Below are 22,509 nucleotides of genomic sequence, written 5' to 3' on the forward strand. Positions count from 1 at the left end.
GGCCGCCGGGCAGGGCCTTCGACCGCCGCTCGGCCCCCGGCGGCTCCCGGCCCGGGCCCGCGGTCCGCTCCTCGGGAAACATGTGAGGAACATCGTGCGATTCGCCCCACAGGGTGGCTCGGGTCACGTAAGGTGGCCCCATGGCTTCCCCTCGTGTTCTTGCAATCATTCTCGCCGGCGGCGAAGGCAAGCGCCTCATGCCCTTGACGGTCGACCGCGCCAAACCGGCCGTGCCCTTCGGCGGGATCTATCGCCTCATCGACTTCTCACTGTCGAACATGATCAACTCCGGCTTCCTCAAGGCCGTGGTGCTGACCCAGTACAAGTCGCACTCGCTGGACCGCCACATCTCCAAGACGTGGCGCATGTCGGACATGCTGGGCAACTACATCGCCCCGGTGCCCGCCCAGCAGCGTGTGGGCAAGCACTGGTTCCTGGGGTCCGCCGACGCCATCTACCAGTCGCTGAACCTGCTCGACGACGAGCGGCCCGACTACGTCGTCATCACCGGCGCGGACAACATCTACCGCATGGACTTCTCCCAGATGCTGGACCACCACATCGCCTCGGGCCTGCCGTGCACCGTGGCGGGCATCCGCCAGCCGCGCTCCCTGGCGGACCAGTTCGGCGTGATCGAGACCGACCCTGAGGACCGCAGGAAGATCAAGGCCTTCGTCGAGAAGCCCAAGGACACCCCGGGCCTGCCCGACTCCCCCGACGAGATCCTGGCCTCCATGGGCAACTACATCATGGACGCCGACGCCCTCTCGCAGGCCGTGACGGTCGACGCCGCCGACGAGGACTCCAAGCATGACATGGGCGGCAACATCGTCCCGTGGTTCGTGGGCCAGGGCTCCGCCGGCGTCTACGACTTCAAGGACAACGACGTCCCCGGCGCCACCGACCGGGACCGCGACTACTGGCGCGACGTGGGCACGGTGGACGCCTTCTACGAGGCCCACCAGGACCTGATCTCGGTCACCCCGGTGTTCAACCTGTACAACGACCGGTGGCCGCTGTTCGCCGGCTACACGAACTCCATGCCTCCGGCCAAGTTCGTCTACGGGCACCACGAGCGCCTCGGCCACGCGGTCGACTCGATCGTCTCCCCCGGCGTCATCGTGTCCGGCGGCGAGGTCATCTCCTCGGTGCTGTCCCCGGGCGTGCGGGTGAACTCCTGGTCCTCGGTGCGCGAGTCCGTCCTCATGGACGGAGTCAACGTCGGGCGCAACACGGTTGTCAGCCGCGCCATCCTCGACAAGTACGTGGTCGTCGAGGAGGGCGCCATGGTCGGCATCGACGCCGAGCGCGACCGCGAGCGCGGCTTCACCGTGACCGAGTCCGGCATCACCGTCGTGGCCAAGGGGCAGAAGGTCGCCCGCTGACCGGCCCGCGAACCCGCCTGCGCAGCCGCCCGGGGCCGTCCCCGGGCCGTCCCCGGGCCGTCTCGGTACCGGGGCGGCGTTCTGGCCACCGCCCCCCTCCACTCAGCCGGCCCCGCACCCCGCTGGAATCGGTCGTCTAGCATCGGCCCATGGCTGATGAGCAGACCGACAGGCAGCACGCTGCCGGCCCGCGGGTCTCCGGCGCCCGGGCCGCGGGCCCCCTGGTCGGGCCCGGGCCCGGCCTGCTGGTCATGGACGTGGACTCCACGCTCATCGAGCAGGAGGTCATCGAGCTCATCGCCGAGCACGCGGGCACCCGCGGGCAGGTCGCCGAAATCACCGCGCGGGCGATGCGCGGGGAGCTGGACTTCGCCGCGTCCCTGCGCGAGCGCGTGGCCACCCTGGCCGGGCTTCCGCAGAAGGTCCTGTCTCAGGTCCAGGCCGAGGCGAGGCCGACCCGGGGGGCGAGGACGCTCATCAGTGCGCTGCACGCCCGCGGCTGCCGGGTGGGGGTCGTCTCGGGCGGCTTCGAGGAGGTCGTGGCGCCCCTGGCCGACCGCCTGGGGATCGATCACGTGGCGGCCAACCGTCTGGAGGCCTGCGACGGCGTGCTGACAGGCCGGGTGCTGGGACGGATCGTGGACCGGGAGGAGAAGGTTCGCCGCCTGCGCGCCTGGGCCGAGGCCGATGGCGTGCCCATGGAACGCGTCGTCGCCGTGGGGGACGGCGCCAATGACCTGGGCATGATCGCCGCGGCGGGCCTGGGGATCGCCTTCTGCGCCAAGCCGGTCGTCGTCGAGCAGGCCGACGCCGCCGTGCACGTGCGCGACCTGGCGGCCGTGCTCGACCTGCTGCCCTGAAAAACCGGTGCCGCGGCGTCCGATCCTCGGCGCCTGTCAGCGCGGCGCGGTGACGATCTCGGTCAGGTGGGCCCCCTGGGGGGCGAGGTCCGTCCAGGGGCCCAGGACGGTGAGCATCAGCGCCGTGGCCGTGGGCACCCCGAAGGAGGCCTGGGCGGCCAGGTCGTCGTCGGCGTCGTGAAGCATGTGGGCCAGGATCGAGACCGTGGGCTCGTGGCCGACGAGGACCACCGTGCTCGTGGCCTCGGGCAGCGGAGTCAGCAGATCGAGGATCTTCAGGGCTCCGTTGTGGTAGATCTCCGGCTCGACGCGGATCTCGGCCGGTTCAAGACGCTGCTGCACGGGGCGGGCGGTCTGCCTGGCGCGCGCGGCGGGCGACACGAGCAGGAGGTCGAGATGGCCCAGGCGCCTGCCCAGTGAGCGGGCCAGCCTGTCCGCCAGCGTGCGGCCCTTGGAGGTCAGCGGGCGCTCGAGGTCGGTGGGCGCGTCATGGGACGCCTTGGAGTGGCGGACCAGGACCAGGGTCTTCCCGAGCTTCTCAGTCGTCACACCGCAACCCTACGGCACGCACGCGGCCCGTGCGACGTCAGCCGGCGTGCCCCGCGCCTCACAACCGTCTTGCGAGCGCGGCCCGTCCCGCGGCGGACGGGAGCGGCGCCCTCCCGCGGGCGCCTCGGCGCTCAGCGCCCCATGCCCATGCCGCCGTCGACGCCCAGGACGGTGCCGGTGACGTAGGAGGCCTCCGACGAGGCCAGGAAGAGGATGGGGGCGACAACCTCCCGGGGCGCCGCCAGACGCCCCATGGGGATGGCGGCCAGGTGCGCGGCGCGCGCCTCCTGGGACAGTCCCGCGGTCATGCCGGTGTCCACGAAGCCGGGCGCGACGGCGTTGACGCTCACCCCGCGGGAGGCGACCTCGCGGGCGAGGGCGCGCGTCAGCCCCTCGACCCCGCCCTTGGAGGCGGCGTAGGCGGCCTGCCCCGTCCCGCCGCGGGCCGCGACGACGGAGGAGACCAGCACGATGCGGCCGCGCCGGGCGCGCAGCATGTCCGGCAGGACGGCGGAGGCGGAGGTGAAGGCGGCGGTGAGGTTGACCGCGATCGTGTCGGCCCACACCGGTTCAGGGGTGCGGATGGCCAGGGCGTCGCGGCTGACTCCGGCGCACGCCACGAGGACCTCGATCGGGCCGTGCAGCATGCGGGCTCGCGCCACCGCCCGCCGCAGGGCGGAGGTATCGGTCACATCGACGCTCATGCCCACGACGCCGTCGGGCGCGTCGCCGGAGCGGGACAGGCCGACCACCCGCTCCCCGGCAGCGTCGAAGGCGGCCGCGACGGCGCGGCCGATTCCCTGCGACGCCCCGGTGACCAGGACCGATCGGGCGCTCGACGGCGAGGCGTGCGGGATGCTCACGGGCGCAGCCTACGAGACGCCCCACGGCCCGCGGCGCGCGCCGTCCCGCGCCGGCCGTGTGCCAGCATGGCCCGGTGACCCTCGAGACCTCCGCCGCCCCGCCCCCCGCGCCGTCCGACGGGGGCCGGGCGGGCGCTGCGCCGCTGCGCATCGGTCCGATCGAGGTCGCCACGCCCGTCGAGCTCGCCCCGATGGCGGGGGTGACCAACGCGTCCTTCCGGCGCCTGTGCCGCCTGGCGGGAGAGTCCGCGCTGCCCGCCGCGCTGCGCCCTGCGCACGACGGCGCGGTGCCGGCTGCGGGCGGGGGCCTGATCGCGCCCGCGGGCCTGTACGTCACCGAGATGGTCACGACGCGCGCCCTGGTGGAGCGCAACGAGAAGACCCTGGCCATGGTGCGCTCCGACCCCGGCGAGCGGGTGCGCTCCATCCAGCTCTACGGGGTCGACCCGGCGGTCGCGGGCGCAGCGGTGCGGATCCTGGTCGAGGAGGACCTGGCCGACCACATCGACCTGAACTTCGGCTGCCCTGCGCCCAAGGTGACGCGCAGGGGCGGGGGCGCGGCCCTGCCGTGGAAGAGGGACCTGCTGGCGGCGATCCTGCGCGAGACCGTGCGCGCCGGCGAGCGGGCCGTGCGGGCGGCGCGCCGCGAGCGCGCCGTGCCGGTGACCGTCAAGACCCGCATCGGCATCGACGAGGACCACGAGACCTTCCTGGATGTCGCGCGCGCGGCGGAGGACGCCGGCGTGGCGGCGATCGCCCTGCACGGCCGCACGGCCCGCCAGCACTACGCGGGCAGGGCGAGGTGGGAGGCGATCGCCAGGCTCAAGGAGGCCACGAGCCTGCCGGTGCTCGGCAACGGGGACATCTGGACCGGGGACGATGCGCTGGAGATGATGCGCGCCACCGGCTGCGACGGCGTCGTGGTGGGGCGCGGCTGCCAGGGGCGCCCGTGGCTCTTCGCGGACATTGTGGCCGCCCTCCACGGCTCGACGGCGCGCACCCGCCCCGACCTGGACGAGGTCATCGCCGTCGTCGAGGAGCACGGGCGGCTGCTGGCCGCCGAGATGGGCGAGGAGCGGGGCGTGCGGGACCTGCGCAAGCACGTGGGCTGGTACCTCAGGGGCTACCCCGTGGGCGGGCGGGCGCGCGACGAGCTCGTGCACGTGAGCACACTGGCGGGCCTGCACGAGGCGCTGGCGGCGATGCGCGCCCGGCTGCCCGAGGCGGTGCCCTACCCGGGCGAGACGGTCGAGGGGCCCCGCGGCCGGGCCGGCTCGCCCAGGCGCCCGCACCTGCCCGACGGCTGGCTCGACTCCCCCTGTCTCAGCGAGGAGCACAGGCGGCTCCTGCTGGATGCGGAGTCGGACGCCTCCGGGGGCTGAGCCCCCGTCCCCGGCGCCCTCCCGGCGTCCTGTCAGCGCCCGGCCCCGGGGTACGGGGAGCGCGCCCGGTGGCGGGCCCGCCGCGGGGCGGGCTCGACGACCTCGACGACGTCGTCCACCGGGGTCGTGCGGCACAGGAGCGCGGCGACCGCCGTGGTCGCCGGGATCGCCAGCACCAGTCCGATGGAGGACACCAGCGTGCGGACGATCTCCTCGGCGATCTCGCCCGAGAGCACGGTGTCGATCATGGAGCGGTCGATGAGCGAGGCCGCCAGGATGAGCGGCAGCGCGGTCCCCGCGTAGGCGAAGGCGAGGGTGTAGACGGTCGAGGCGATGTGGTCGCGCCCGATGCGCATGCCGCCGGTGAACAGGCGCACCCGGCTGAGCGCCGGGTTGGCGGCGTGCAGCTCCCACACGGCCGAGGCCTGGGTGATGGTGACGTCGTTGAGCACGCCGAGGCCGGCGATGACCATGCCGCAGGTCAGCAGCGCCCGCAGGCTCAGCCCCGGCACGGCCGCGGCCAGGGTCATCGAGGTCTCCTCGGTCGCCCCCGTCAGGTTGGCCGCCCCCACGCCCCACAGGGACAGCGCGACGGTGATGACCACGCCCACGATCGTGCCCAGCAGGGCGGTGGTCGTGCGCACCGAGACGCCGTGGGCGATGTAGACCGCCAGCAGCATCATGGCGCTGGCGCCCACCAGCGTCACCCACATGGGCGAGGCGAGGTCCAGCAGGGCGGGGATCATGAAGAACACGAGCACCGCCGTCGCCAGGACCAGGCCCAGGGCGCTGAGGATGCCCTTGCGGCCGGCCACGGCCACCACCAGCACGAGGTAGACGACCGCCAGCCCCAGCACGGGGGTCTGGCGCTGGTAGTCCACGAACACGTAGGGCGTGCCCGAGGTCACGGCGGCCGGGGTGTACATGACGCGCATCCCGTCGCCGACGTCGGCGGCGCTCATGGACTCGGCGGGCACGTGGACCGGCAGGACGAGGCCCTTGCCCTTGCCCGAGGTGATGCGGGCGCACACCGCGTCGGTGAGCAGCCCTCCCGTGGAGGCGTCGCCCAGCGACTGGATCGCCCCCTGGCAGTCGGCGACCGACTTGGAGGTGATGGTGGCGGTCTCCAGGCTGGTCCCCTCCGCCCCGAAGGGCTGGGAGCCGACCAGCGAGCTCTTCCCGGGCCACAGCGCCACCAGGCCGACGAGGGTGGCGATAATGATGGGGACGACGATCGCGGTCAGCACGATCCGCGCACGCCGCCGCTCGTGCGCGGGCACGGCCACGTCGCCGTGGCTGTGGCCATGGGAAGACGTGGAGGAATGGGGGTGATGGGCCGGGGTCGTGTGCGCTGAGGATGGGGGCACGGGAGTCTCCTCGCTCGTCATGGGTCCATGATGGTCCGAACCGCGGGCGCGCACGCGGAGCAACGCGGAGGCGGGACGGAGGCGCAGCGGCGAAGCGGGTCAGCGGGCGGCGCCGTGGCCCTGCGGCGACCGGGGCGCCAGGGCCGCGGACGGGTCGGCGCCGTCCCGGGCCGGCGTCAGCAGCCGATGAGGCGCTCGGCGAGGTAGCGCTCCACGCCGTCGAGCGGGACGCGGTCCTGGGTCATGGTGTCGCGGTCGCGCACCGTGACGGCGCCGTCGTCCGGGGAGTCGAAGTCGTAGGTGAGGCAGAAGGGCGTCCCCACCTCGTCCTGGCGGCGGTAGCGGCGTCCGATGGCGCCGGCGTCGTCGTAGTCCACGTTCCAGCTGCGGCGCAGGCGCGCGGCCAGCTCCCGGGCGGGGCCGGTGAGCTCCTCCTTGCGGCTCAGCGGCAGCACGGCGGCCTTGACGGGGGCCAGGCGCGGGTCGAGCCTGAGGACAATGCGCTTGTCCACCCCGCCCTTGGTGTTGGGGGCCTCGTCCTCGGTGTAGGCCTCCACCAGGAAGGCCATGAGCGAGCGGGTCAGGCCCGCGGCGGGCTCGATGACGTAGGGCACCCATCGCTCGTTCCTCGTCTGGTCGAAGTAGGACAGGTCCTTGCCGGAGTGCTTCGCGTGGGTGGTCAGGTCGAAGTCGGTGCGGTTGGCGATGCCCTCCAGCTCGCCCCACTCGCCGCCGGAGAAGCCGAAGCGGTACTCCAGGTCCACGGTGCGCTTGGAGTAGTGGGAGAGCTTCTCCTTGGGGTGCTCGTACAGGCGCAGGTTGTCCTCGCTGATGCCCAGGTCCACGTACCAGGCCCTGCGGTGGTCGATCCAGTACTGGTGCCACTGCTCGTCCGTGCCCGGCTCGCAGAAGAACTCCATCTCCATCTGCTCGAACTCGCGGGTGCGGAAGATGAAGTTGCCCGGCGTGATCTCGTTGCGGAAGGACTTGCCGACCTGGCCGATGCCGAAGGGGGGCTTCTTGCGGGCGGCGCTCATGACGTTGACGAAGTTGATGAAGATGCCCTGGGCGGTCTCGGGGCGCAGGTAGTGCAGGCCGGCCTCGTCGTCGACGGGGCCGAGGTAGGTCTTGAGCAGGCCGGAGAAGGCGCGCGGCTCGGTCCACGCCCCGTTCTGGCCGGTGACCGGGTCGGGCACGTCGTCCAGCCGGACGGCGTCGGGGTCCAGGCCCTTGCGCTCGGCGTAGGCCTCGATGAGCTCGTCGGCGCGGTAGCGCCTGTGGGTGTGGAGGGACTCCACGAGCGGGTCGGTGAAGGCGCTCACGTGCCCGGAGGCGACCCACGCCTCGCGCGGCAGGATGACCGAGGAGTCCAGGCCGACGACGTCGTCGCGGGAGCGGACCATGTACTGCCACCACTGGCGCTTGATGTTCTCCTTGAGCTCGACGCCGAGCGGCCCGTAGTCCCAGGCCGAGCGGGTCCCGCCGTAGATCTCCCCGCAGGGGAAGACGAAGCCGCGGCGCTTGGCCAGGTTGATCACGCGCTCGAGCGCGGAGGGGGTCTGTGCCACCGTAGTGTCTCCTGATGTCGTCGTTGTCCGCACCTGGTTGGTGGGAACGAGTCGGGAACGAACTGGGAAAGAATACGGCCATCCTACGGCCGCGGCCGCCCCGCTCCTCGGACGGGCGGCCGGAGGCGTCTTCGAGTCTGACGCGTCACACTCGGATCCGCGGCGACAGCACAGCTTGACGAGAATCATTATCGCCTTGACAATGGCGCTCATGAACGTTCCCGTCGCCCGCCGCGTCCTGTCCGCTGTCGCCGCAGCAGCACTGGGCCTGTCCCTGACCGCCTGCTCGGCCCTGTCCCCGGAGTCCTCCGGCTCCGGCGCCCCGAAGGACGCCTCGGGCGCCCTGTCGGTGTCGGTCTCCTTCTACCCGATCCAGTACCTGACCGAGACCATCGGCGGCGACCACGTCAGCGTCACCAGCCTGACGCCCACCAACGCCGAGCCCCACGACTACGACCTGTCCGGCAAGGAGGTCATCTCCACCCTGGAGGGCTCCTCCCTGGTCGCCTACGTCGCGGGCTTCCAGCCCTCGCTCGACAAGGCGGTCAGCCAGGTCAACGGCCCGACGGTGGTCGACCTGTCCGACAAGGTCGACCTCCGGCACCACGAGGGCGTCGAGGACGAGGACGAGCACGGAGACGAGGCCACCGGCGGCGCCACCGGCGAGGCCGGCCACGAGGGCCACGACCACGATGCGGGATCCCTCGACCCGCACTTCTGGCTCGACCCGGTCCGCATGAAGTCCGCCGCCACCGCCATCGAGGAGGCCCTGGCCGCCGCCGACCCCGACAACGCCGACGACTACAAGACCAACCTCGACTCCCTGACCTCCACCCTCGACGGGCTGGACTCCTCCTACCAGGGCGGCCTCACCCAGTGCGAGCGCAAGACCTTCATCACCTCCCACGCCGCCTTCGGCTACCTCGCCGACCGCTACGGGCTCACCCAGGTCTCCATCTCCGGCATCGATCCCGAGTCCGAGCCGAGCGCCGCCGAGATCGCCGCGGCCAAGAAGGCTGTCAAGGACACCGGCTCCACCACGATCTTCACCGAGGAGCTCCTGTCCACCGAGGTCGCCGACACGGTCGCCGGCGAGACCGGCGCCACCACCGCCGTCCTCAGCCCGATCGAGTCCGCTCCGGAAGGCGCTGACTACGCCGGCGCCATGTCCAACAACCTTGAGGCGCTGCGCACGGCGCTGGCCTGCAAGTGACGTCTCCGCGCAGGGCAGGGAACCCATGACCTCCGATCCTCCCCCCGCCTCTGGCGGGGATGAGCGGACGACGCCGTCCGGGCGGGGCCGGGCGGCGTCGTCCGCGCGCCCGGGCGGGGCCCCGACGGCGGGCGGCGCCGGGGGCCGGCCCACCGGCTCCGCCCCGGCGCCGCCCGTCGTCGTGACCGGCCTGTCGGTCGTGCTCGGCTCGGCCCTCATCCTCTCCGGCATCGACCTGACCGTGGCCGGCGGCGAGTCGGTGGCGCTCCTGGGCGCCAACGGCTCGGGCAAGTCGACCCTGGTCAAGGCGATCCTCGGCCTCAACCCGATCCGCACGGGCAGCGTGCGCCTGTTCGGCCACGACGTCGAGCACCGCTCGCGCGTGCCCTGGAACCGGATCGGCTACGTGCCTCAGCGCGTCGCAGCCGCCTCCGGCGTGCCCGCAACCGCCCTGGAGGTCGTGCGCTCAGGACTGCTGGGCCCGCGCCGCCCCTTCGCCGACCGCGGCCGGCGCGCCCACGAGCGGGCGATAGCTGCTCTGGAGTCCGTCGGGCTGGCCCACCGCGCCCGCGACCACGTCCAGGTCTTCTCCGGGGGCCAGGCCCAGCGCGTCCTCATCGCCCGCGCCCTCGTGCGGGACCCGGAGCTGCTCGTCCTCGACGAGCCCCTGGCCGGCATCGACCGCGATTCGCGCCGGGCCCTCGCCGAGATCCTCACCTCACTGCACGAGACGGGACTCACGCTCATCACCGTGCTGCACGAGATGGGCGAGCTGAGCGACGTCGTCAGGCGCGCCGTCGTCCTGGACGAGGGGCGGGTCTCCTTCGACGGCCCCGCCCGCGACCTCGCCCCCCTGCGGCACGACCCCGCCCGGCACGACGTCGTGGGCCACGACCGCCTCGACGACTGCGAGCACGGGCACCCGCACGGCCGGGCCGCGCCCGTGGTCCACCACGCGCCGACGCTCACCACCCGCGTCCCCTCGCCCCCCGGATCCGAACGCCGCGGAGAGCGCCCATGAGCGACCTGTTCGCCGCCTACAGCGAGATGCTCCAGAGCCCGCTCATGCAGCGCGCGCTCATCGTCGCCGTCCTCGTGGGGCTGTCCGCCCCCGTCATCGGCACCTACCTCGTCCAGCGCGGGCTCGCCCTCCTGGGCGACGGCATCGGCCACATCGCGCTGACCGGCGTGGCCCTGGGCTGGATCGCCGGCGCAGCGGCCAATGTCTCCCCGCACGACGCCTGGGCGGTCCCCGGCGCGATCGTCGTCAGCGTCCTCGGCGCGATCCTCATCGAGCTCATCCGCTCCTACGGGCGGACCCGCGGCGATGTCGCCCTGGCCATCCTGTTCTACGGCGGCATCGCCGGCGGCGTCATCCTCATCAAGATCGCGGGAGGCACGACCACCAACCTCACCAGCTACCTCTTCGGGTCGATCGTCACCGTCTCCGTGTCCGACGCCTGGTTCACCATTGTTCTGGCCGCCGTCATCCTGCTCGTGGGGCTCGGCCTGCGGGGCCCCCTGTTCGCCCTGTGCCACGACGAGGAGTTCACCCGCTCCATCGGCCTGCCCACCGGCGTGCTCAATGTGACCATCGCCGTGGTCGCCGCCCTGACCGTCTCGGTGTCCATGCGGGTGGTGGGCGCGCTGCTGGTCTCCGCGGTCATGATCGTGCCGGTCGCCACCGCCCAGCTGCTGTCCCGCTCCTTCGTCGTGACCATGCGGCTGTCCATGGGGATCGGCGTCGTCGTCTGCGTGACCGGCCTGCTGATCACCTACGTGGTGTCGGCGTCCTCGGGCGCCATGATCGTGGTCCTGCTCGTCGGCCTGTACGCTGTGGTGGCGGTGACGACCGCCCTGGTCCACCTGCTGGTGCGCCTGTGGGCACGCCTGCGGCCCGCGCCGGCACGCCCGCTGCCGCCATCGGCCCCGCCCGCCCCGGCCCGGGGGCCGTCCGGCGCAGACCGCCCGACCAACCGATGAGGCCCCGGCACAGGAGGCACAGTCATGACCATGACCCGCAGCACCGCAGGCTCCACCGCGGCGCGCCCCAGGGCGACCTGGCAGCGCGCGGCGGTGGCCGACATCCTTCAGCGCACGGAGGAGTTCCGCTCCGCCCAGCAGATACACGCCGCCCTGGAGGCCGAGGGCACCAGGGTGGGGCTGGCCACGGTCTACCGTAACCTGACGGCCATGGCCGAGGCCGGCGAGGTGGACCAGGTGCGCAACGCCGAGGGCGAGACGCTCTACCGGCGCTGCCACAGGCCCGAGCACCACCACCACATCGTGTGCCGCTCCTGCGGCCGCACGGTCGAGGTCAGCGGGGGCGAGCTGGAGGACTGGATCACCTCCGTCTCCGCCGCCCACGGCTTCACCCAGATGGAGCACACGGCGGAGTTCTTCGGGCTGTGCTCCAGCTGCTCGACCGAGCCCGGCGCCGGCCGGGCCGAGAAGTAGGCCGCCGCCCCGCGAGCCGCGGTCGAGGCCGCGTCGCCGCGCGTCAGGCGCCGGCGACCCGGTCGACGGCGCCGCCGAAGCGCCGGTCGCGGCTCGCGTAGGCCTGGCAGGCCCGCCACAGCTGGGTCCGGTCGAACTCCGGCCAGGGCAGGGGCGAGAAGTACAGCTCGGCGTAGGCCGCCTCCCACATGAGGAAGTTGCTCGTGCGCTGCTCCCCGCCGGTGCGGATCAGCAGGTCCACGTCGCGCATGGCGGGCGAGTAGAGGTGGCGCTGGACGGTGCGCTCGCTCACCGCCGAGGCCTTGAGGCGCCCGGCGGCCGCCTCCTCGGCAATGGCGCGGGCGGCGTCGGCGATCTCGGCCCTCCCGCCGTAGTTCAGGCACATGTTGAGCACGAGGGCCTCGTTGCCCGCGGTGATGCGCTCGGAGCGGCGCACCTCGGACAGGACCGACTTCCACAGGCGGGGCTCGCGCCCCACCCAGTTGACGCGCACGCCCCAGGCGAGCAGGTCGTCGGTCTGTGCGCGCAGCACCTGCCGGGTGAAGCCCATGAGGAAGCGGACCTCGGCCGGCGAGCGCCTCCAGTTCTCGGTGGAGAAGGCGTAGACGCTCAGCTCCTCGATCCCGATCTCGACGGCGCCGGCGATGACGTCCATCATGGTCGTCTCCCCCACGCGGTGCCCCTCGGTGCGGGCCAGGCCGCGCGCGTTGGCCCAGCGCCCGTTGCCGTCCATGACGCAGGCGACGTGGGCGGGAACCGCCTGGGCCGGCAGGTCCGGCGGGGTCAGGCCCGGCCGGTGCAGGGCGACACGGCCGCCGGAGGGCGCCGGGTCCGGCGCGGTGGAAGGCTGATCGGTCACATCAGGCCCTTTCGACGAGGGAGAGGGAGCGCAGACGGCGCTCCAGGTGCCAGGTCAAGTATGCCGACACGATCCCGGAGGCCTGGGCGCGCTCCCGCCCGCCGGAGGCGTCGGCCACGCCCCAGTCGCCGCTCAGCAGCGCGCCGAGCAGCGCCATGGCGGCGGGCTCGACGTCGACGGAGCCCGCGGGCCGGCAGACGGCGCACACCGCCCCGCCCGTCTGGACGTGGAAGGCGGCGTGCGGCCCGGGGGCGCCGCAGCGGGCGCAGTCGTAGCACGACGGCGCCCACCCGGCCAGGGCCAGGGCGCGCAGCAGGTAGGAGTCCAGGACGAGCCCCGGCGCGTGGCGCCTGCGGGCGAGGGCGGACAGGGCCCCGTAGAGCAGGAGGTGCTGCTGGGGGGAGTCGGTGGTGCCCAGGTCGCCGTCGTCCTGCGTGAGCCGCTCGGCCGTCTCGACCATGGTGGAGGCGCAGGTGAACACGGCGTAGTCGCCCATGATGGCGCGCGCGAAGGGGTGCAGCGTCTCGACCTGGGCGACCACGTCCAGGCCGCGCCCGCGGTGGAGCTGGACGTCGATCATGGAGAAGGGCTCCAGGCGCGCGCCGAAGCGCGAGGTCGTGCGGCGCACTCCCCTGGCGACGGCGCGCACCTGCCCGTGGGAGCGGGTGAGCATGACGACGATGCGGTCGGCCTCCCCCAGCCTGTAGGTGCGCAGGACGACGGCCTCGTCCCGGTAGAGCCTGCTCGTCATCGGGCGCCCCCGCCCCGCACCCCGGTCGAGCCCCCTCAGCGCAGCGCGCGGTTGACCGCGGAGATGACGGCCTTGAAGGAGGACGTGGTGATCGACGGGTCGATGCCCACGCCCCACAGGACCTGCCCGTCGACCTCGCACTCGACGTAGGAGGCGGCCCTGGCGTCGCGCCCCTCGCTGAGCGCGTGCTCGACGTAGTCGAGGATGCGCACGCGTACGCCGGTCTGCTCCAGGGCCGCGACGAAGGCGTCGAGCGGGCCGTTGCCGGAGGCGGTCAGGAGCCTGCGCTCCGGCCCGTCGGCGATCGTCACGGTGAGGATCGCCTCGCCCTCGCTGGCGGCGGTCAGCGTGGCGCCCTTGAGCGAGAAGCGCCCCCAGGCGGGCAGCTCGGCGTCGGGCGCGGCGGCCGCCGGCAGGTACTCGTCGGTGAAGATCGACCACATGCTGCGGGCGTCCACCTCGCCGCCGTAGGTGTCGGCGTGGCGCTGGACGATCCTGGAGAACTCGATCTGGAGGCGGCGCGGCAGGTCGAGGTTGTGGACCTGCTTGAGCAGGTAGGCGACCCCGCCCTTGCCGGACTGGGAGTTGACGCGCACGACCGCCTCGTAGGAGCGGCCGACGTCGTGCGGGTCGATGGGCAGGTAGGGCATGGACCAGGGCACGGCGGCCTCCGCGGCCTCGGCGTCGAGTCCCTCGGCCATCTTGGCCTCGACCTGCTTGGCCCGGGCCAGGAAGCCCTTCTTGATGGCGTCCTGGTGGGAGCCGGAGAAGGATGTGTAGACGAGCTCGCCGACGTAGGGGGTGCGCGGGGGCACGTCCATGCCGGTAGCGCGCTCGACGGTGCGGCGGATCTCGTCGATGTCGGAGATGTCGAGCATGGGGTCCACGCCCTGGCTGAAGAGGTTGAGGGCCAGGGTGACCAGGTCGACGTTGCCGGTGCGCTCGCCGTGGCCGAACAGGCAGCCCTCGACGCGGTCGGCCCCGGCCAGCAGGCCGAGCTCGGCGGCGGCCACGCCGGAGCCGCGGTCGTTGTGGTTGTGCAGGGACAGGCACACGTGCTCCCGGTGGGGCAGGTTGCGGCTCATCCACTCGATCTGGTCGGCGTAGACGTTGGGGGTGGCGCGCTCGACGGTGGCGGGCAGGTTGATAATGATCTCGCGGTCGTCCTCGGGCTGCCACACGCCCATGACGGCCTCGCAGACCTCCAGGGCGTACTCGCGCTCGGTGTCCACGAAGATCTCCGGGGAGTACTCGAAGCCGAAGACCGTCTCCTCGGTGAGGACCTTCTCGGCCCGGGCCATGACCTGGCGGGTGCCGTCCACGGCGAGCTCGCGGATGTCGTCGCGGCCCATGCGGAAGACGATCTCGCGGAACAGCGGCGACAGGGCGTTGTAGAGGTGGACGGTGGCGCGCGGCATGCCGACGCAGGCGTCCAGCGTGCGGTCGATGAGGTCGCCGCGGGACTGGGTGAGCACTGAGATGGTGACGTCGGCGGGGATGGCGTCGTCGTCCACCAGCGAGCGCACGAAGTCGTAGTCGGTCTGGGAGGCGGCGGGGAAGCCGACCTCGATCTCCTTGAAGCCCATGGCCACCAGCAGGTCGAAGATCGCGCGCTTGGCGTCCGGGTCCATGGGCTCGATGAGGCTCTGGTTGCCGTCGCGCAGGTCGGTGGTCAGCCAGCGGGGGGCGCGGGTGATGCGCCTGGTGGGCCAGGTGCGGTCGGGCAGGTCGGTGTCGACCGTGTCGAGGAAGGGGACGTACTTGCCGAAGGGCATTCCGGAGGGCTGCTGGGGTGCGGGGCGGGCGGTGCGCATGATCTTCTCCTAGGGGTGGCGCTCTGCTCGGGAGGCGCCGCAGGGTGGGCGCGTCCCCCGTCGGCTGGCAACGCGAATGAGCCGCGGTCGGGGTGCCGGCCTCGGTCAGGCCCCGCCGCGGCGACTAAGCAGGAGGCTCGCCTCCGGGCGCGTGGTCGCTCGCACGAGGACGACACTACCGCACGACGCGGCGCGCGTCAGGACGCGCCGCCCCGCGGGCCGGTGCCCGCCGACCGGGCGGGCGCACGGACGAGGGGCGGGCGCGGTGCGGATGAGCACAAGAAGTAGCGAACCTCTTCGCCAACTTGTAGCATAAGTACTATATATAATGGCAGGACTACTGAGGAGGTACAGAGGAGGTACAGATTGCCCGTCATCACTACGGAGAACCTCGAGTTCTCCCACGGGGCGGAGCCGGTCCTGCGGGGCCTGACCCTGTCGGTCGAGGCCGGCGAGGTCGTCTGCCTGCTGGGCCCCAACGGGGTCGGCAAGACGACCCTGGTGGAGAACCTGCTGGGCTCCCTGGCCCCCACCGCCGGCTCGGTCCGGGTCCTGGGGACCGACCCGCGCCGGGCGGGCGCAGCCTTCTGGGCGCGCGTGGGCCTGGTCCAGCAGAACTGGACCGACCACGCCAAGTGGCGGGTCGCCGACCAGCTGGAGTGGATCCGCGCCATGCAGCTGACCGCCTCCCCCGGCGCCATGAGCGTCGCCGAGGCGCTCGACGCCGTCGGGCTGGCCGGCAAGGCGGCCTCCCGCCTGTCCCGCCTGTCGGGCGGGCAGCGGCGCACCATCGACTTCGCGGCGGCATTCATGGCCCGCCCCGAGCTCCTCGTCCTCGACGAGCCGACGACGGGCCTGGACCCGGCCTCCAAGGCCCACCTGCACGACCTCATCCTCCAGCACGTCGACGACGACAACGCCACCGTCCTCATGACCACCCACGACCTGGCCGAGGCCGAGCGCATCGCCTCGCGCGTGCTCATTATGAGCCGGGGGCGCGTCGTCGCCGACGGCTCGGTGACCGAGCTGCGCGAGCGCCTGAGCCGCGACGCCGAGGTCACCTGGGTCCAGGACGGCGAGCACCACGTCCACGCCACCGCCGCCCCCGAGCGCTTCCTGGCCCAGCTCGACCTGGGCGCCATCACCGGTCTCACCGTCACCCGCCCCACCCTGGAGGAGACCTACCTCGCCCTGGTGAGCAAGGAGGAGCAGTCATGAGTATGCGCACCGTCCCCGCGATCCTGCGTGCGGCCGCCCGTCAGGCGGCCGGCGACCTGCGGCCGGTCATCCTGGGGACGGGGGCCGTCTCGCTGCTGCTCGCAATCGTCCCCGTCATCCTGGTCGGCAGGCTCAGCGACGGGGCCGTCGACGCGCGCACGGCGTTCGGCCCCATGCTCGTCGCCGGCAGCATCGGCGCGTTCGGCTGCTTCGCCACCATGCAGATCCTCGGGGAGACCTACACCGACCGCGTCGGCGGCGCCCTGCTGCGGGTGCGGATCCTGCCCCACGGCCCCCTGACGTGGGCGATCGGCAAAGCCGCCTCCACCATTGTGCAGACCATTGTGATCCAGGCGGCCATGCTCGTCGGAATGATGGTCTTCGTCACCGCCCTGCCCGTGAGCGCGCCCCAGGTCCTGACCTGCCTGCCGCTCATCGCACTGTCCGCGGTCGCCGCGGCCCCCCTGGGCTTCCTCGCGGGCGCCCTGGTCCGGGGCGTCTACAGCATGATGGTCGCCTACCTGGTCGTCTTCGCCCTCGTCGTCACCAGCGGCTCCTTCTTCCCCCTGGCCTGGCTGCCGGGCTGGGCCCGGGGGGTCCAGCCCGTCCTGCCCACGTACTGGTCGGGGCACCTGACCCGGTGGGCGCTGGCGGGCGACCCCGCCTGGGAGGTCGGCGGCGCCTTCGCCCCGGCCCTGGCCGCAGGAGTCCTGGCGGCCTGGGCCGTCGTCGGCTTCGCGGCGGCGCCCGCGGTCATCCGCCGCTCCTTCCGCAGGGAGAGCATCGGCGCCCTGTCCCGCATGCAGTCCACCATCCGCTCGCAGTCGGGCCTGTGATGGCCGGGGAGAGCGTCCACAACCGGATCGCCGTCCTGCGCGCCGACCGCAGGGTCAGCCGCCGCGAGCTGGCCGAGGCCCTGGGCGTGCACTACCAGACGGTGGGCTACCTGGAGCGCGGCGAGTACGCCCCCTCCCTCCACCTGGCGCTGCGCATCGCCCGGTACTTCGACGTGCCCGTGGAGTCGGTGTTCTCCCTGGAGGAGTTCCCCCGCCTGAGGTGAGACGGGGGCCGGGGCTCGCACCGGCCCGACGGTCAGGCCGGGTGCCGGCGGCCCGCCGTCAGCCCAGGTGCGCGTTCCCCCAGTGCCGCAGTCGCCGTTCCACGGGATGCTCGACGAAGCGGTAGAGGGCCCACGCCGTCGCCAGGGCCGCCGCGAAGACCACCGGGTACCACCAGAGGTTCTCCACGGACATGGGCCGGAGCCCGACAGCGCCGCTCACCGCGTACATGACGGTGGCGTGCACGAGGTAGAAGGCGAAGGACCACGTCCCCAGGGTCACCAGGACCCGGTGGCGCAGCCAGGACCGCCTCCGGGCGAGGTCGTTGTTGGCGACCCCGAGGATGGTCAGCGCGAAGAGGACCGCGAGAATCTGCAGCTCCAGGTTCCGGGCCCAGACGGACCAGGGATCCGCCCACCCGTAGCGGCGGGAGAGCGCGGACCAGGTGACGAAGACGGCAATGGTCGTGTACCCCATCCAGGGGCGGATCCGCCTGCCGGCGCCGAGCTGGACGAGGCGGGCCACCACCATGCCCATGACGAACTCCTCAAGGCGGGCCACGGGGATGGGCAGGTCGGCCAGGACGCCCGAGGGGTCGCGGATCACGACGACGCGATGGAGCACGACGACGGCGGTGACGGCGCCCAGGGCGAGCAGAGCCCCGCGCCGCGAGACCCGGGCCAGCAGGCGGCTCAGCCAGGGGTGAAGGGCGTAGAAGAAGGCCTCGACGCCGAGCGTCCAGGCGGCCGGGTTGCCGGCGAAGCGGATGCTCGGCTCCTTGAACCAGCTCTGGAGCAGCGTCAGGGACAGCAGCAGCGGCACGACGGCGAAGGGCTTGACCCAGAACCGGCTGGGATCCGGCGTCACTGACGTCGCCGAGTAGAACACGGGGACCGCCACGAGCAGGGCGAGGACGTGGGCCGGGTAGATGCGGGCGAAGCGCCGCCAGTAGAAGTTGGCGACCGTCGTGCCCGAGATGCCGGCGGACCAGGTGAGCACGAAGCCGGAGAGCAGGAAGAAGAAGGCGACGCCGTGGTTGCCGAAACGTGCGACGGCTCCGAGGCCGGGCACGGGCGCGAAGCTCATCATGTGGTAGCAGAAGACGGCGAACGCCGCCCACCAGCGCAAGCCGGTCAGCGAGTCCAGGCGCATCACACCGGCCTGACGGGGAGGCAGGCAGGGGACCACGCGGGAAGAGCAGCCATGCCCCAGAGACTACACAGCCGGCACCCATGGGCTGACTCGACCGGGAGGCGTGGCCTATGGGCGCAGACTCCAGATGGCTGGTCCCGGGCGGTGCCGGTTCTGTCCGGCCCTCGTGGCCGCGCCGCCGGGGCGCGCCTGCGGCGCCCGGCAGGTACCCCGAACCGGTCTGGAGCCGGTGACCTACCCGATCTCGGCGAAGGGGGCTGCGGGCGCGGGGCCGGGCGGCGCGGGCCGGCCCCGCGCCGCCCTCAGAGCAGCCCGGCGGCCAGGTCGAGCGGCGTGCCGAAGCGGTGGTTGGTGACCGCGACCGCCTGCTCGCGCAGGAAGGGCAGCAGCTCGGAGTGCGGGCAGGTCGTCACGGCCCCCGTGTACAGGGCGACGTCGGGGCTGCCGCCGGTGAGGCGACTCGCCTCCCGCCACCGGCAGGCAGCGGTCTGCTCACGCGGCCCCAGCACGCGCACGCGCAGCCCGAGCGCCTCGGAGGCCGCCAGGTCCGCCAGGCGCGCGCTCCACACGCCCGGCGCCTCGACATCCACCTCGACATTGGCGGCGGCCAGCGCGCTCGCCAGCTCGGCCGGGAGCCTGTCCGCCACGGACAGGCTCACGAAGGCGCCCGCACGCACGCCGGCCGCCACGACGCGCACCAGGTCGGCGGGGTGGGTGCCGCCCGCGGCCCGCACGACGACGGGCGTGGGCCGGTAGCGCAGCACGTTGCGCTCGCAGACCAGGCCCGTGACGTCCCGGCTCGCGCCGTACTGGGACCGCCACGCCTCGGCGTCGGCCACGAGCGCGCGGCGCAGCTCGGTCATGTCGCGACGCTCCAGGTGGGTGCGCACGGCGTCGTAGAGGGCGGACACGCGCGCGTCCAGGGTGGACACCAGGTCGTGGTGGCCCTCGTAGGCCTCCTCGTGGTTCCGGCCGGCGGCCGGAACGACCTCGCCCAGCCCGAGCAGGTAGGACGGCCCGCCGGCCTTGGTCGTCGACCCGATCGCCGAGCGCTTCCAGCCCCCGAAGGGCTGGCGTCGCACGATCGCGCCGGTGATGCCGCGGTTGACGTAGAGGTTCCCGGCCTCGACCGAGTCCAGCCAGACCGCGAGCTCGTCGGCGTCAAGCGTGTGCAGCCCCGAGGTCAGGCCGTAGTCGACGGCGTTGACGGCGTCGATGGCCTCCTGGAGAGTCTCCACCCGCATGACGCCCAGCACCGGGGCGAAGTACTCGGTCAGGTGGAACTCACTGCCGGGGACGACACCGGCGCGGATGCCGGGGCGCCACAGGCCGTCGCCCAGATCCCGCGGAGTCAGCACCCAGTGCTCGCCGGCTCCCAGCGTCGTCAGGCCGTGCAGCGCCTTCTCGTCGTCGGGGACGACGACGGGGCCGACCTGGGAGTCCAGGTGCTCGGGGCCGCGCACCCGCAGGGAGGAGGTCGCGTCCACCAGCTGGCGGGCGATGCGCTCCGAGGTCCCGGCCGAGCCGACCAGGATGAGCAGGGAGCTCGCCGAGCACTTCTGTCCGGCGTGGGCGAAGGCGGAGGCCACCACGTCGCGCACGGCGAGATCCGGATCGGCCGAAGGCGTGACAATAATGGCGTTCTTGCCGCTGGTCTCCCCCAGCAGGCGCATGTCCGGCCTCCAGGAGCGGAAGAGCCGCGCGGTGTCGTAGGAGCCGGTGAGCACCACGCGGTCCACCTGCTCGTGGGTCACCAGGTGGCGCGAGACCTCGCCGTCGTCCAGCGGGGCGAGGACCACGAGGTCCTCCGGAAGGCCGGCGTCGTGGAAGGCGCGCACGAGCTCGGCGGCGCAGCGCTTGGCGGGCGGAGCCGGCTTGAGGATGACGGCGCTGCCCGCGGCCAGGGCGGCCGCCACTCCCCCGGTGGGGATCGCCAGGGGGAAGTTCCACGGCGAGGCGACCACGGTCAGGTCCACCGGCGCGAAGCGGGCGCCGGCCATGTGCTCCGGGTCGTGCAGCAGCAGGGAGGCCTCGGCGTAGTGGCGGCAGAAGTCGATGGCCTCGCTGACCTCGGGATCGGACTGGTCGATGGTCTTGCCCGCCTCGGAGGCGGCGACCTCGATGAGCTCGTGGCGGCGGGCCTCCAGGACGTCCCCGACCCGGTTCAGGACGACGGCGCGCTCGTCGGGGTCGCGCCCCTGCCAGGCCGCGGCGGCGGCCGCGGTCGCCCTCACGACCGCGTCGCACCTCGCGACGGTTCCCATGCGGGCGGCGCCCGCCTCGACCTGGGCGGCGCCCCTCTCGGAGGCCGGCACGGCGGCGGCGATGTCGCGGGCCCACCGGCGGTTGGCGGCCAGCGAGGGGTCCGAGTCCGGTGTCGAGACGAAAGGACGCCGAATGCGCTCGGCCGAGGCGGTGGCGGTCGGGACGCCCGCCTCGCGCTCGGCGAGCCGGTCCTGGGAGCGGTTGGGGGCCGGCGCGGGCGCGGCGGGGTCGAGGTCGGCCAGAGCGGCCAGGAACCGGTCGCGCTCGCGGTCGAAGACGGCCGGGTCGGAGGCGATGTCGAAGACCCCGGACATGAAGTTCTCCGGCGCCGCGTTCTCCTCCAGGCGGCGCACCAGGTAGGAGATGGCGACGTCGAACTCGCCCGGGTCGACCACGGGCACGTACAGCAGAAGGTGGCCCGTCTCATGGCGCACGACCTCCTGCAGGCCGGTGGCCATGCCCGCGAGCATCTCGAACTCGACGTCGTCCGCCACGCCCCGGGCCTCCCGCAGCTCGTGGGCGAAGGCGATGTCGAACAGGTTCTGCCCCGCCACCCCCAGACGGATGGCGCGGGTGCGCTCGGGGGTCATGGCCCAGGAGAGGATGCGCTTGTAGCTCGTGTCCGTGGCTTGCTTGGTCGGCCAGGTGGTCAGCTCCCAGCCGTGGATCTCGGCGTCCACCCGCTCCATGGACAGGTTGGCGCCCTTGACCACGCGCACCTTGATGCGCGACCCGCCGGCGTCCACGCGGGCGGTCGCCCAGGCCTGGAGACGCTCCATGGCGGCCAGGGAGTCCGGCAGGTAGGCCTGCAGCACGATGCCGGCCTCGTAGCCGGTCAGGTCCTCCTGGTCGAGGATGGCGGTGAACACCGCGATGGTCAGGTCGAGGTCCTTGTAGTCCTCCATGTCGAGGTTGAGGAAGGTGCCGTGGTCGCGGGCCAGGCGGTACAGCGGGGAGAGCACCTCCACGCCGTGGGCGACGACCTCCTCGAAGCCCCAGGGGTTGTGCGGGCCGGTGACGGCCGAGACCTTGACCGACACGTAGTCGACGTCCTCGCGGGCCACGAGGCGGGAGACCTCCGCCAGCCGGCGGGAGGCCTCCCTGTCCCCCAGGACGGCCTCGCCCAGAAGGTTGACATTGAGACGGTTGCCGCCGGTGCGCAGCCGGGCCAGGGCGGGGCCCAGCCCCCGGTCGGTGGCGTCCACGACGAGGTCGCCGACGATCTCGCGGAAGACGCGCCGGGCCACGGTGGTCACCGAGCGGGGCGCCAGGCGGGTCGCCCGGCCTCCCAGGCCCATGGCCGCGGCCAGGGAGCGCGGCAGGAAGTCGGTGCGCCCAGCGGCCAGCCGCGCCAGAGCATGACTGGCGACGTCGAGGTCGATGGGTCGCACGACGTCATCGACGAAGCGGGTTGTGAACCCCAGACCGTCCGGATCCGACAGGATGCGCGCCAGAAGCCGCGCTGTGCGGGGAACGGGCTGGGAGGCCGACTCGTCGGCCCAGCGGCGCGCGCGTGCGGCCGCCTTCTCACCGAGCTCCCACAGCTCCGCGGGGCAACGGCGCTCAGCGTCGCCGGGCAGGGGGTGATCGACGGTGGTTAACATGCGTAGTGCTCCTGGCTCGGGGTACGAAACGCCTCTAAGTGTGCCCCATCCCGCACGCCCCGTGGGCGAAAAGTCCCAACTGGATGTCTGGTGCCGCGCTGCGGGGAGGCTGTGCGGGGAGTGCGCGCCGGCACGGACGACGGC

Annotated in this window: 19 protein-coding genes; 10 read left to right on the plus strand and 9 right to left on the minus strand. The window is 73.0% G+C overall.

The features are described 5' to 3' along the window. The first annotated feature begins 140 nt into the window (after nt 1-140). Together AIF0345_RS09485 and serB are read left to right on the plus strand one after the other, a co-directional pair. Nucleotides 141-1,385, plus strand: coding sequence for a glucose-1-phosphate adenylyltransferase (locus tag AIF0345_RS09485; RefSeq protein ID WP_043558198.1), 1,245 nt, complete (start codon nt 141-143; stop codon nt 1,383-1,385). Between the two features lie 149 nt (nt 1,386-1,534). Beyond that, on the plus strand, nt 1,535-2,245 hold the full coding sequence (gene serB, locus AIF0345_RS09490; protein WP_285295991.1) for a phosphoserine phosphatase SerB: 711 nt from the start codon (nt 1,535-1,537) through the stop codon (nt 2,243-2,245). A 36-nt stretch (nt 2,246-2,281) separates the two neighbouring features. On the opposite strand, the gene AIF0345_RS09495 is transcribed toward serB, so the two are convergent. Beyond that, nucleotides 2,282-2,794, minus strand: a complete 513-nt coding sequence (locus AIF0345_RS09495; protein WP_043558203.1) for a SixA phosphatase family protein — start codon at nt 2,792-2,794, stop codon at nt 2,282-2,284. Between the two features lie 131 nt (nt 2,795-2,925). After that, nucleotides 2,926-3,657 (minus strand): SDR family oxidoreductase, encoded by a 732-nt coding sequence (locus AIF0345_RS09500; protein WP_285295992.1) that lies wholly within the window; start codon nt 3,655-3,657, stop codon nt 2,926-2,928. Between the two features lie 191 nt (nt 3,658-3,848). Between AIF0345_RS09500 and dusB the strand changes: the two genes are divergently transcribed. After that, entirely contained in the window at nt 3,849-5,039 is a 1,191-nt protein-coding gene (gene dusB / locus AIF0345_RS09505; protein WP_311136112.1) for a tRNA dihydrouridine synthase DusB, read from the plus strand. A 32-nt stretch (nt 5,040-5,071) separates the two neighbouring features. On the opposite strand, the gene AIF0345_RS09510 is transcribed toward dusB, so the two are convergent. After that, entirely contained in the window at nt 5,072-6,319 is a 1,248-nt protein-coding gene (locus AIF0345_RS09510; RefSeq protein WP_404976010.1) for a YibE/F family protein, read from the minus strand. A gap of 263 nt (nt 6,320-6,582) precedes the next feature. Continuing rightward, a complete protein-coding gene (locus AIF0345_RS09515; protein ID WP_268916366.1) occupies nt 6,583-7,974 on the minus strand; it encodes a glycine--tRNA ligase in 1,392 nt (463 codons plus the stop codon). Nucleotides 7,975-8,185: 211 nt separating this feature from the next. On the opposite strand from AIF0345_RS09515, the gene AIF0345_RS09520 reads away from it, so the two are divergent. Genes AIF0345_RS09520 through AIF0345_RS09535 form a run of 4 tightly spaced genes read left to right on the plus strand, consistent with a single transcriptional unit; the run spans nt 8,186 to nt 11,644 of the window. Continuing rightward, nucleotides 8,186-9,187, plus strand: coding sequence for a metal ABC transporter substrate-binding protein (locus tag AIF0345_RS09520; RefSeq protein WP_285295996.1), 1,002 nt, complete (start codon nt 8,186-8,188; stop codon nt 9,185-9,187). Nucleotides 9,188-9,212: 25 nt separating this feature from the next. Further along, nucleotides 9,213-10,208, plus strand: a complete 996-nt coding sequence (locus AIF0345_RS09525; protein WP_285295997.1) for a metal ABC transporter ATP-binding protein — start codon at nt 9,213-9,215, stop codon at nt 10,206-10,208. Next, on the plus strand, nt 10,205-11,170 hold the full coding sequence (locus AIF0345_RS09530) for a metal ABC transporter permease (RefSeq protein ID WP_052374438.1): 966 nt from the start codon (nt 10,205-10,207) through the stop codon (nt 11,168-11,170). The genes AIF0345_RS09525 and AIF0345_RS09530 overlap by 4 nt, the downstream gene beginning before the upstream one ends. Nucleotides 11,171-11,194: 24 nt before the next feature. Continuing rightward, complete coding sequence (locus AIF0345_RS09535) at nt 11,195-11,644, plus strand: Fur family transcriptional regulator (RefSeq protein ID WP_043558216.1); 450 nt, start codon at nt 11,195-11,197, stop codon at nt 11,642-11,644. Between the two features lie 43 nt (nt 11,645-11,687). Here the strand turns inward: AIF0345_RS09535 and uppS are convergent, their stop codons facing one another. From uppS to leuA, 3 genes are read right to left on the minus strand one after another with little or no spacing between them, the layout of a single operon-like run. Further along, a complete protein-coding gene (gene uppS / locus AIF0345_RS09540) occupies nt 11,688-12,503 on the minus strand; it encodes a polyprenyl diphosphate synthase (protein ID WP_043558219.1) in 816 nt (271 codons plus the stop codon). Nucleotide 12,504: 1 nt separating this feature from the next. Further along, entirely contained in the window at nt 12,505-13,254 is a 750-nt protein-coding gene (recO, locus tag AIF0345_RS09545; RefSeq protein WP_285295998.1) for a DNA repair protein RecO, read from the minus strand. Between the two features lie 35 nt (nt 13,255-13,289). Further along, nucleotides 13,290-15,068, minus strand: a complete 1,779-nt coding sequence (gene leuA / locus AIF0345_RS09550; protein WP_268917508.1) for a 2-isopropylmalate synthase — start codon at nt 15,066-15,068, stop codon at nt 13,290-13,292. A 366-nt stretch (nt 15,069-15,434) separates the two neighbouring features. Between leuA and AIF0345_RS09555 the strand changes: the two genes are divergently transcribed. From AIF0345_RS09555 to AIF0345_RS09565, 3 genes are read left to right on the plus strand one after another with little or no spacing between them, the layout of a single operon-like run. Next, on the plus strand, nt 15,435-16,286 hold the full coding sequence (locus AIF0345_RS09555) for an ABC transporter ATP-binding protein (protein WP_285296000.1): 852 nt from the start codon (nt 15,435-15,437) through the stop codon (nt 16,284-16,286). Next, entirely contained in the window at nt 16,283-17,122 is an 840-nt protein-coding gene (locus AIF0345_RS09560; protein ID WP_285296002.1) for an ABC transporter permease, read from the plus strand. The genes AIF0345_RS09555 and AIF0345_RS09560 overlap by 4 nt, the downstream gene beginning before the upstream one ends. Further along, nucleotides 17,122-17,346: a helix-turn-helix transcriptional regulator gene (locus AIF0345_RS09565; protein WP_268917514.1), complete on the plus strand. Its 225-nt coding sequence runs from the start codon at nt 17,122-17,124 to the stop codon at nt 17,344-17,346. Before AIF0345_RS09560 ends, AIF0345_RS09565 begins: the two co-directional genes overlap by 1 nt. A gap of 58 nt (nt 17,347-17,404) precedes the next feature. Here AIF0345_RS09565 and AIF0345_RS09570 read toward each other — a convergent pair whose 3' ends face one another. Together AIF0345_RS09570 and AIF0345_RS09575 are read right to left on the minus strand one after the other, a co-directional pair. After that, nucleotides 17,405-18,496 (minus strand): acyltransferase family protein, encoded by a 1,092-nt coding sequence (locus tag AIF0345_RS09570; RefSeq protein ID WP_285296004.1) that lies wholly within the window; start codon nt 18,494-18,496, stop codon nt 17,405-17,407. Between the two features lie 302 nt (nt 18,497-18,798). Further along, nucleotides 18,799-22,365, minus strand: a complete 3,567-nt coding sequence (locus tag AIF0345_RS09575; RefSeq protein WP_285296005.1) for a bifunctional proline dehydrogenase/L-glutamate gamma-semialdehyde dehydrogenase — start codon at nt 22,363-22,365, stop codon at nt 18,799-18,801. Nucleotides 22,366-22,509: the final 144 nt, after the last annotated feature.

Source organism: Actinomyces israelii (assembly GCF_030253495.1).
GTDB lineage: Bacteria > Actinomycetota > Actinomycetes > Actinomycetales > Actinomycetaceae > Actinomyces > Actinomyces israelii.

Bases quoted from the DNA above. Each gene is read 5' to 3' on its own strand.
- serB (WP_285295991.1), top strand. From the start codon at position 1,535: ATGGCTGATGAGCAGACCGACAGGCAGCACGCTGCCGGCCCGCGGGTC.
- AIF0345_RS09575 (WP_285296005.1), bottom strand. From the start codon at position 22,365: ATGTTAACCACCGTCGATCACCCCCTGCCCGGCGACGCTGAGCGCCGT.
- AIF0345_RS09560 (WP_285296002.1), top strand. From the start codon at position 16,283: ATGAGTATGCGCACCGTCCCCGCGATCCTGCGTGCGGCCGCCCGTCAG.
- AIF0345_RS09570 (WP_285296004.1), bottom strand. From the start codon at position 18,496: ATGCGCCTGGACTCGCTGACCGGCTTGCGCTGGTGGGCGGCGTTCGCC.
- AIF0345_RS09530 (WP_052374438.1), top strand. From the start codon at position 10,205: ATGAGCGACCTGTTCGCCGCCTACAGCGAGATGCTCCAGAGCCCGCTC.
- AIF0345_RS09565 (WP_268917514.1), top strand. From the start codon at position 17,122: ATGGCCGGGGAGAGCGTCCACAACCGGATCGCCGTCCTGCGCGCCGAC.
- AIF0345_RS09485 (WP_043558198.1), top strand. From the start codon at position 141: ATGGCTTCCCCTCGTGTTCTTGCAATCATTCTCGCCGGCGGCGAAGGC.
- AIF0345_RS09525 (WP_285295997.1), top strand. From the start codon at position 9,213: ATGACCTCCGATCCTCCCCCCGCCTCTGGCGGGGATGAGCGGACGACG.
- AIF0345_RS09520 (WP_285295996.1), top strand. From the start codon at position 8,186: ATGAACGTTCCCGTCGCCCGCCGCGTCCTGTCCGCTGTCGCCGCAGCA.
- leuA (WP_268917508.1), bottom strand. From the start codon at position 15,068: ATGCGCACCGCCCGCCCCGCACCCCAGCAGCCCTCCGGAATGCCCTTC.
- AIF0345_RS09535 (WP_043558216.1), top strand. From the start codon at position 11,195: ATGACCATGACCCGCAGCACCGCAGGCTCCACCGCGGCGCGCCCCAGG.
- dusB (WP_311136112.1), top strand. From the start codon at position 3,849: ATGGCGGGGGTGACCAACGCGTCCTTCCGGCGCCTGTGCCGCCTGGCG.
- recO (WP_285295998.1), bottom strand. From the start codon at position 13,254: ATGACGAGCAGGCTCTACCGGGACGAGGCCGTCGTCCTGCGCACCTAC.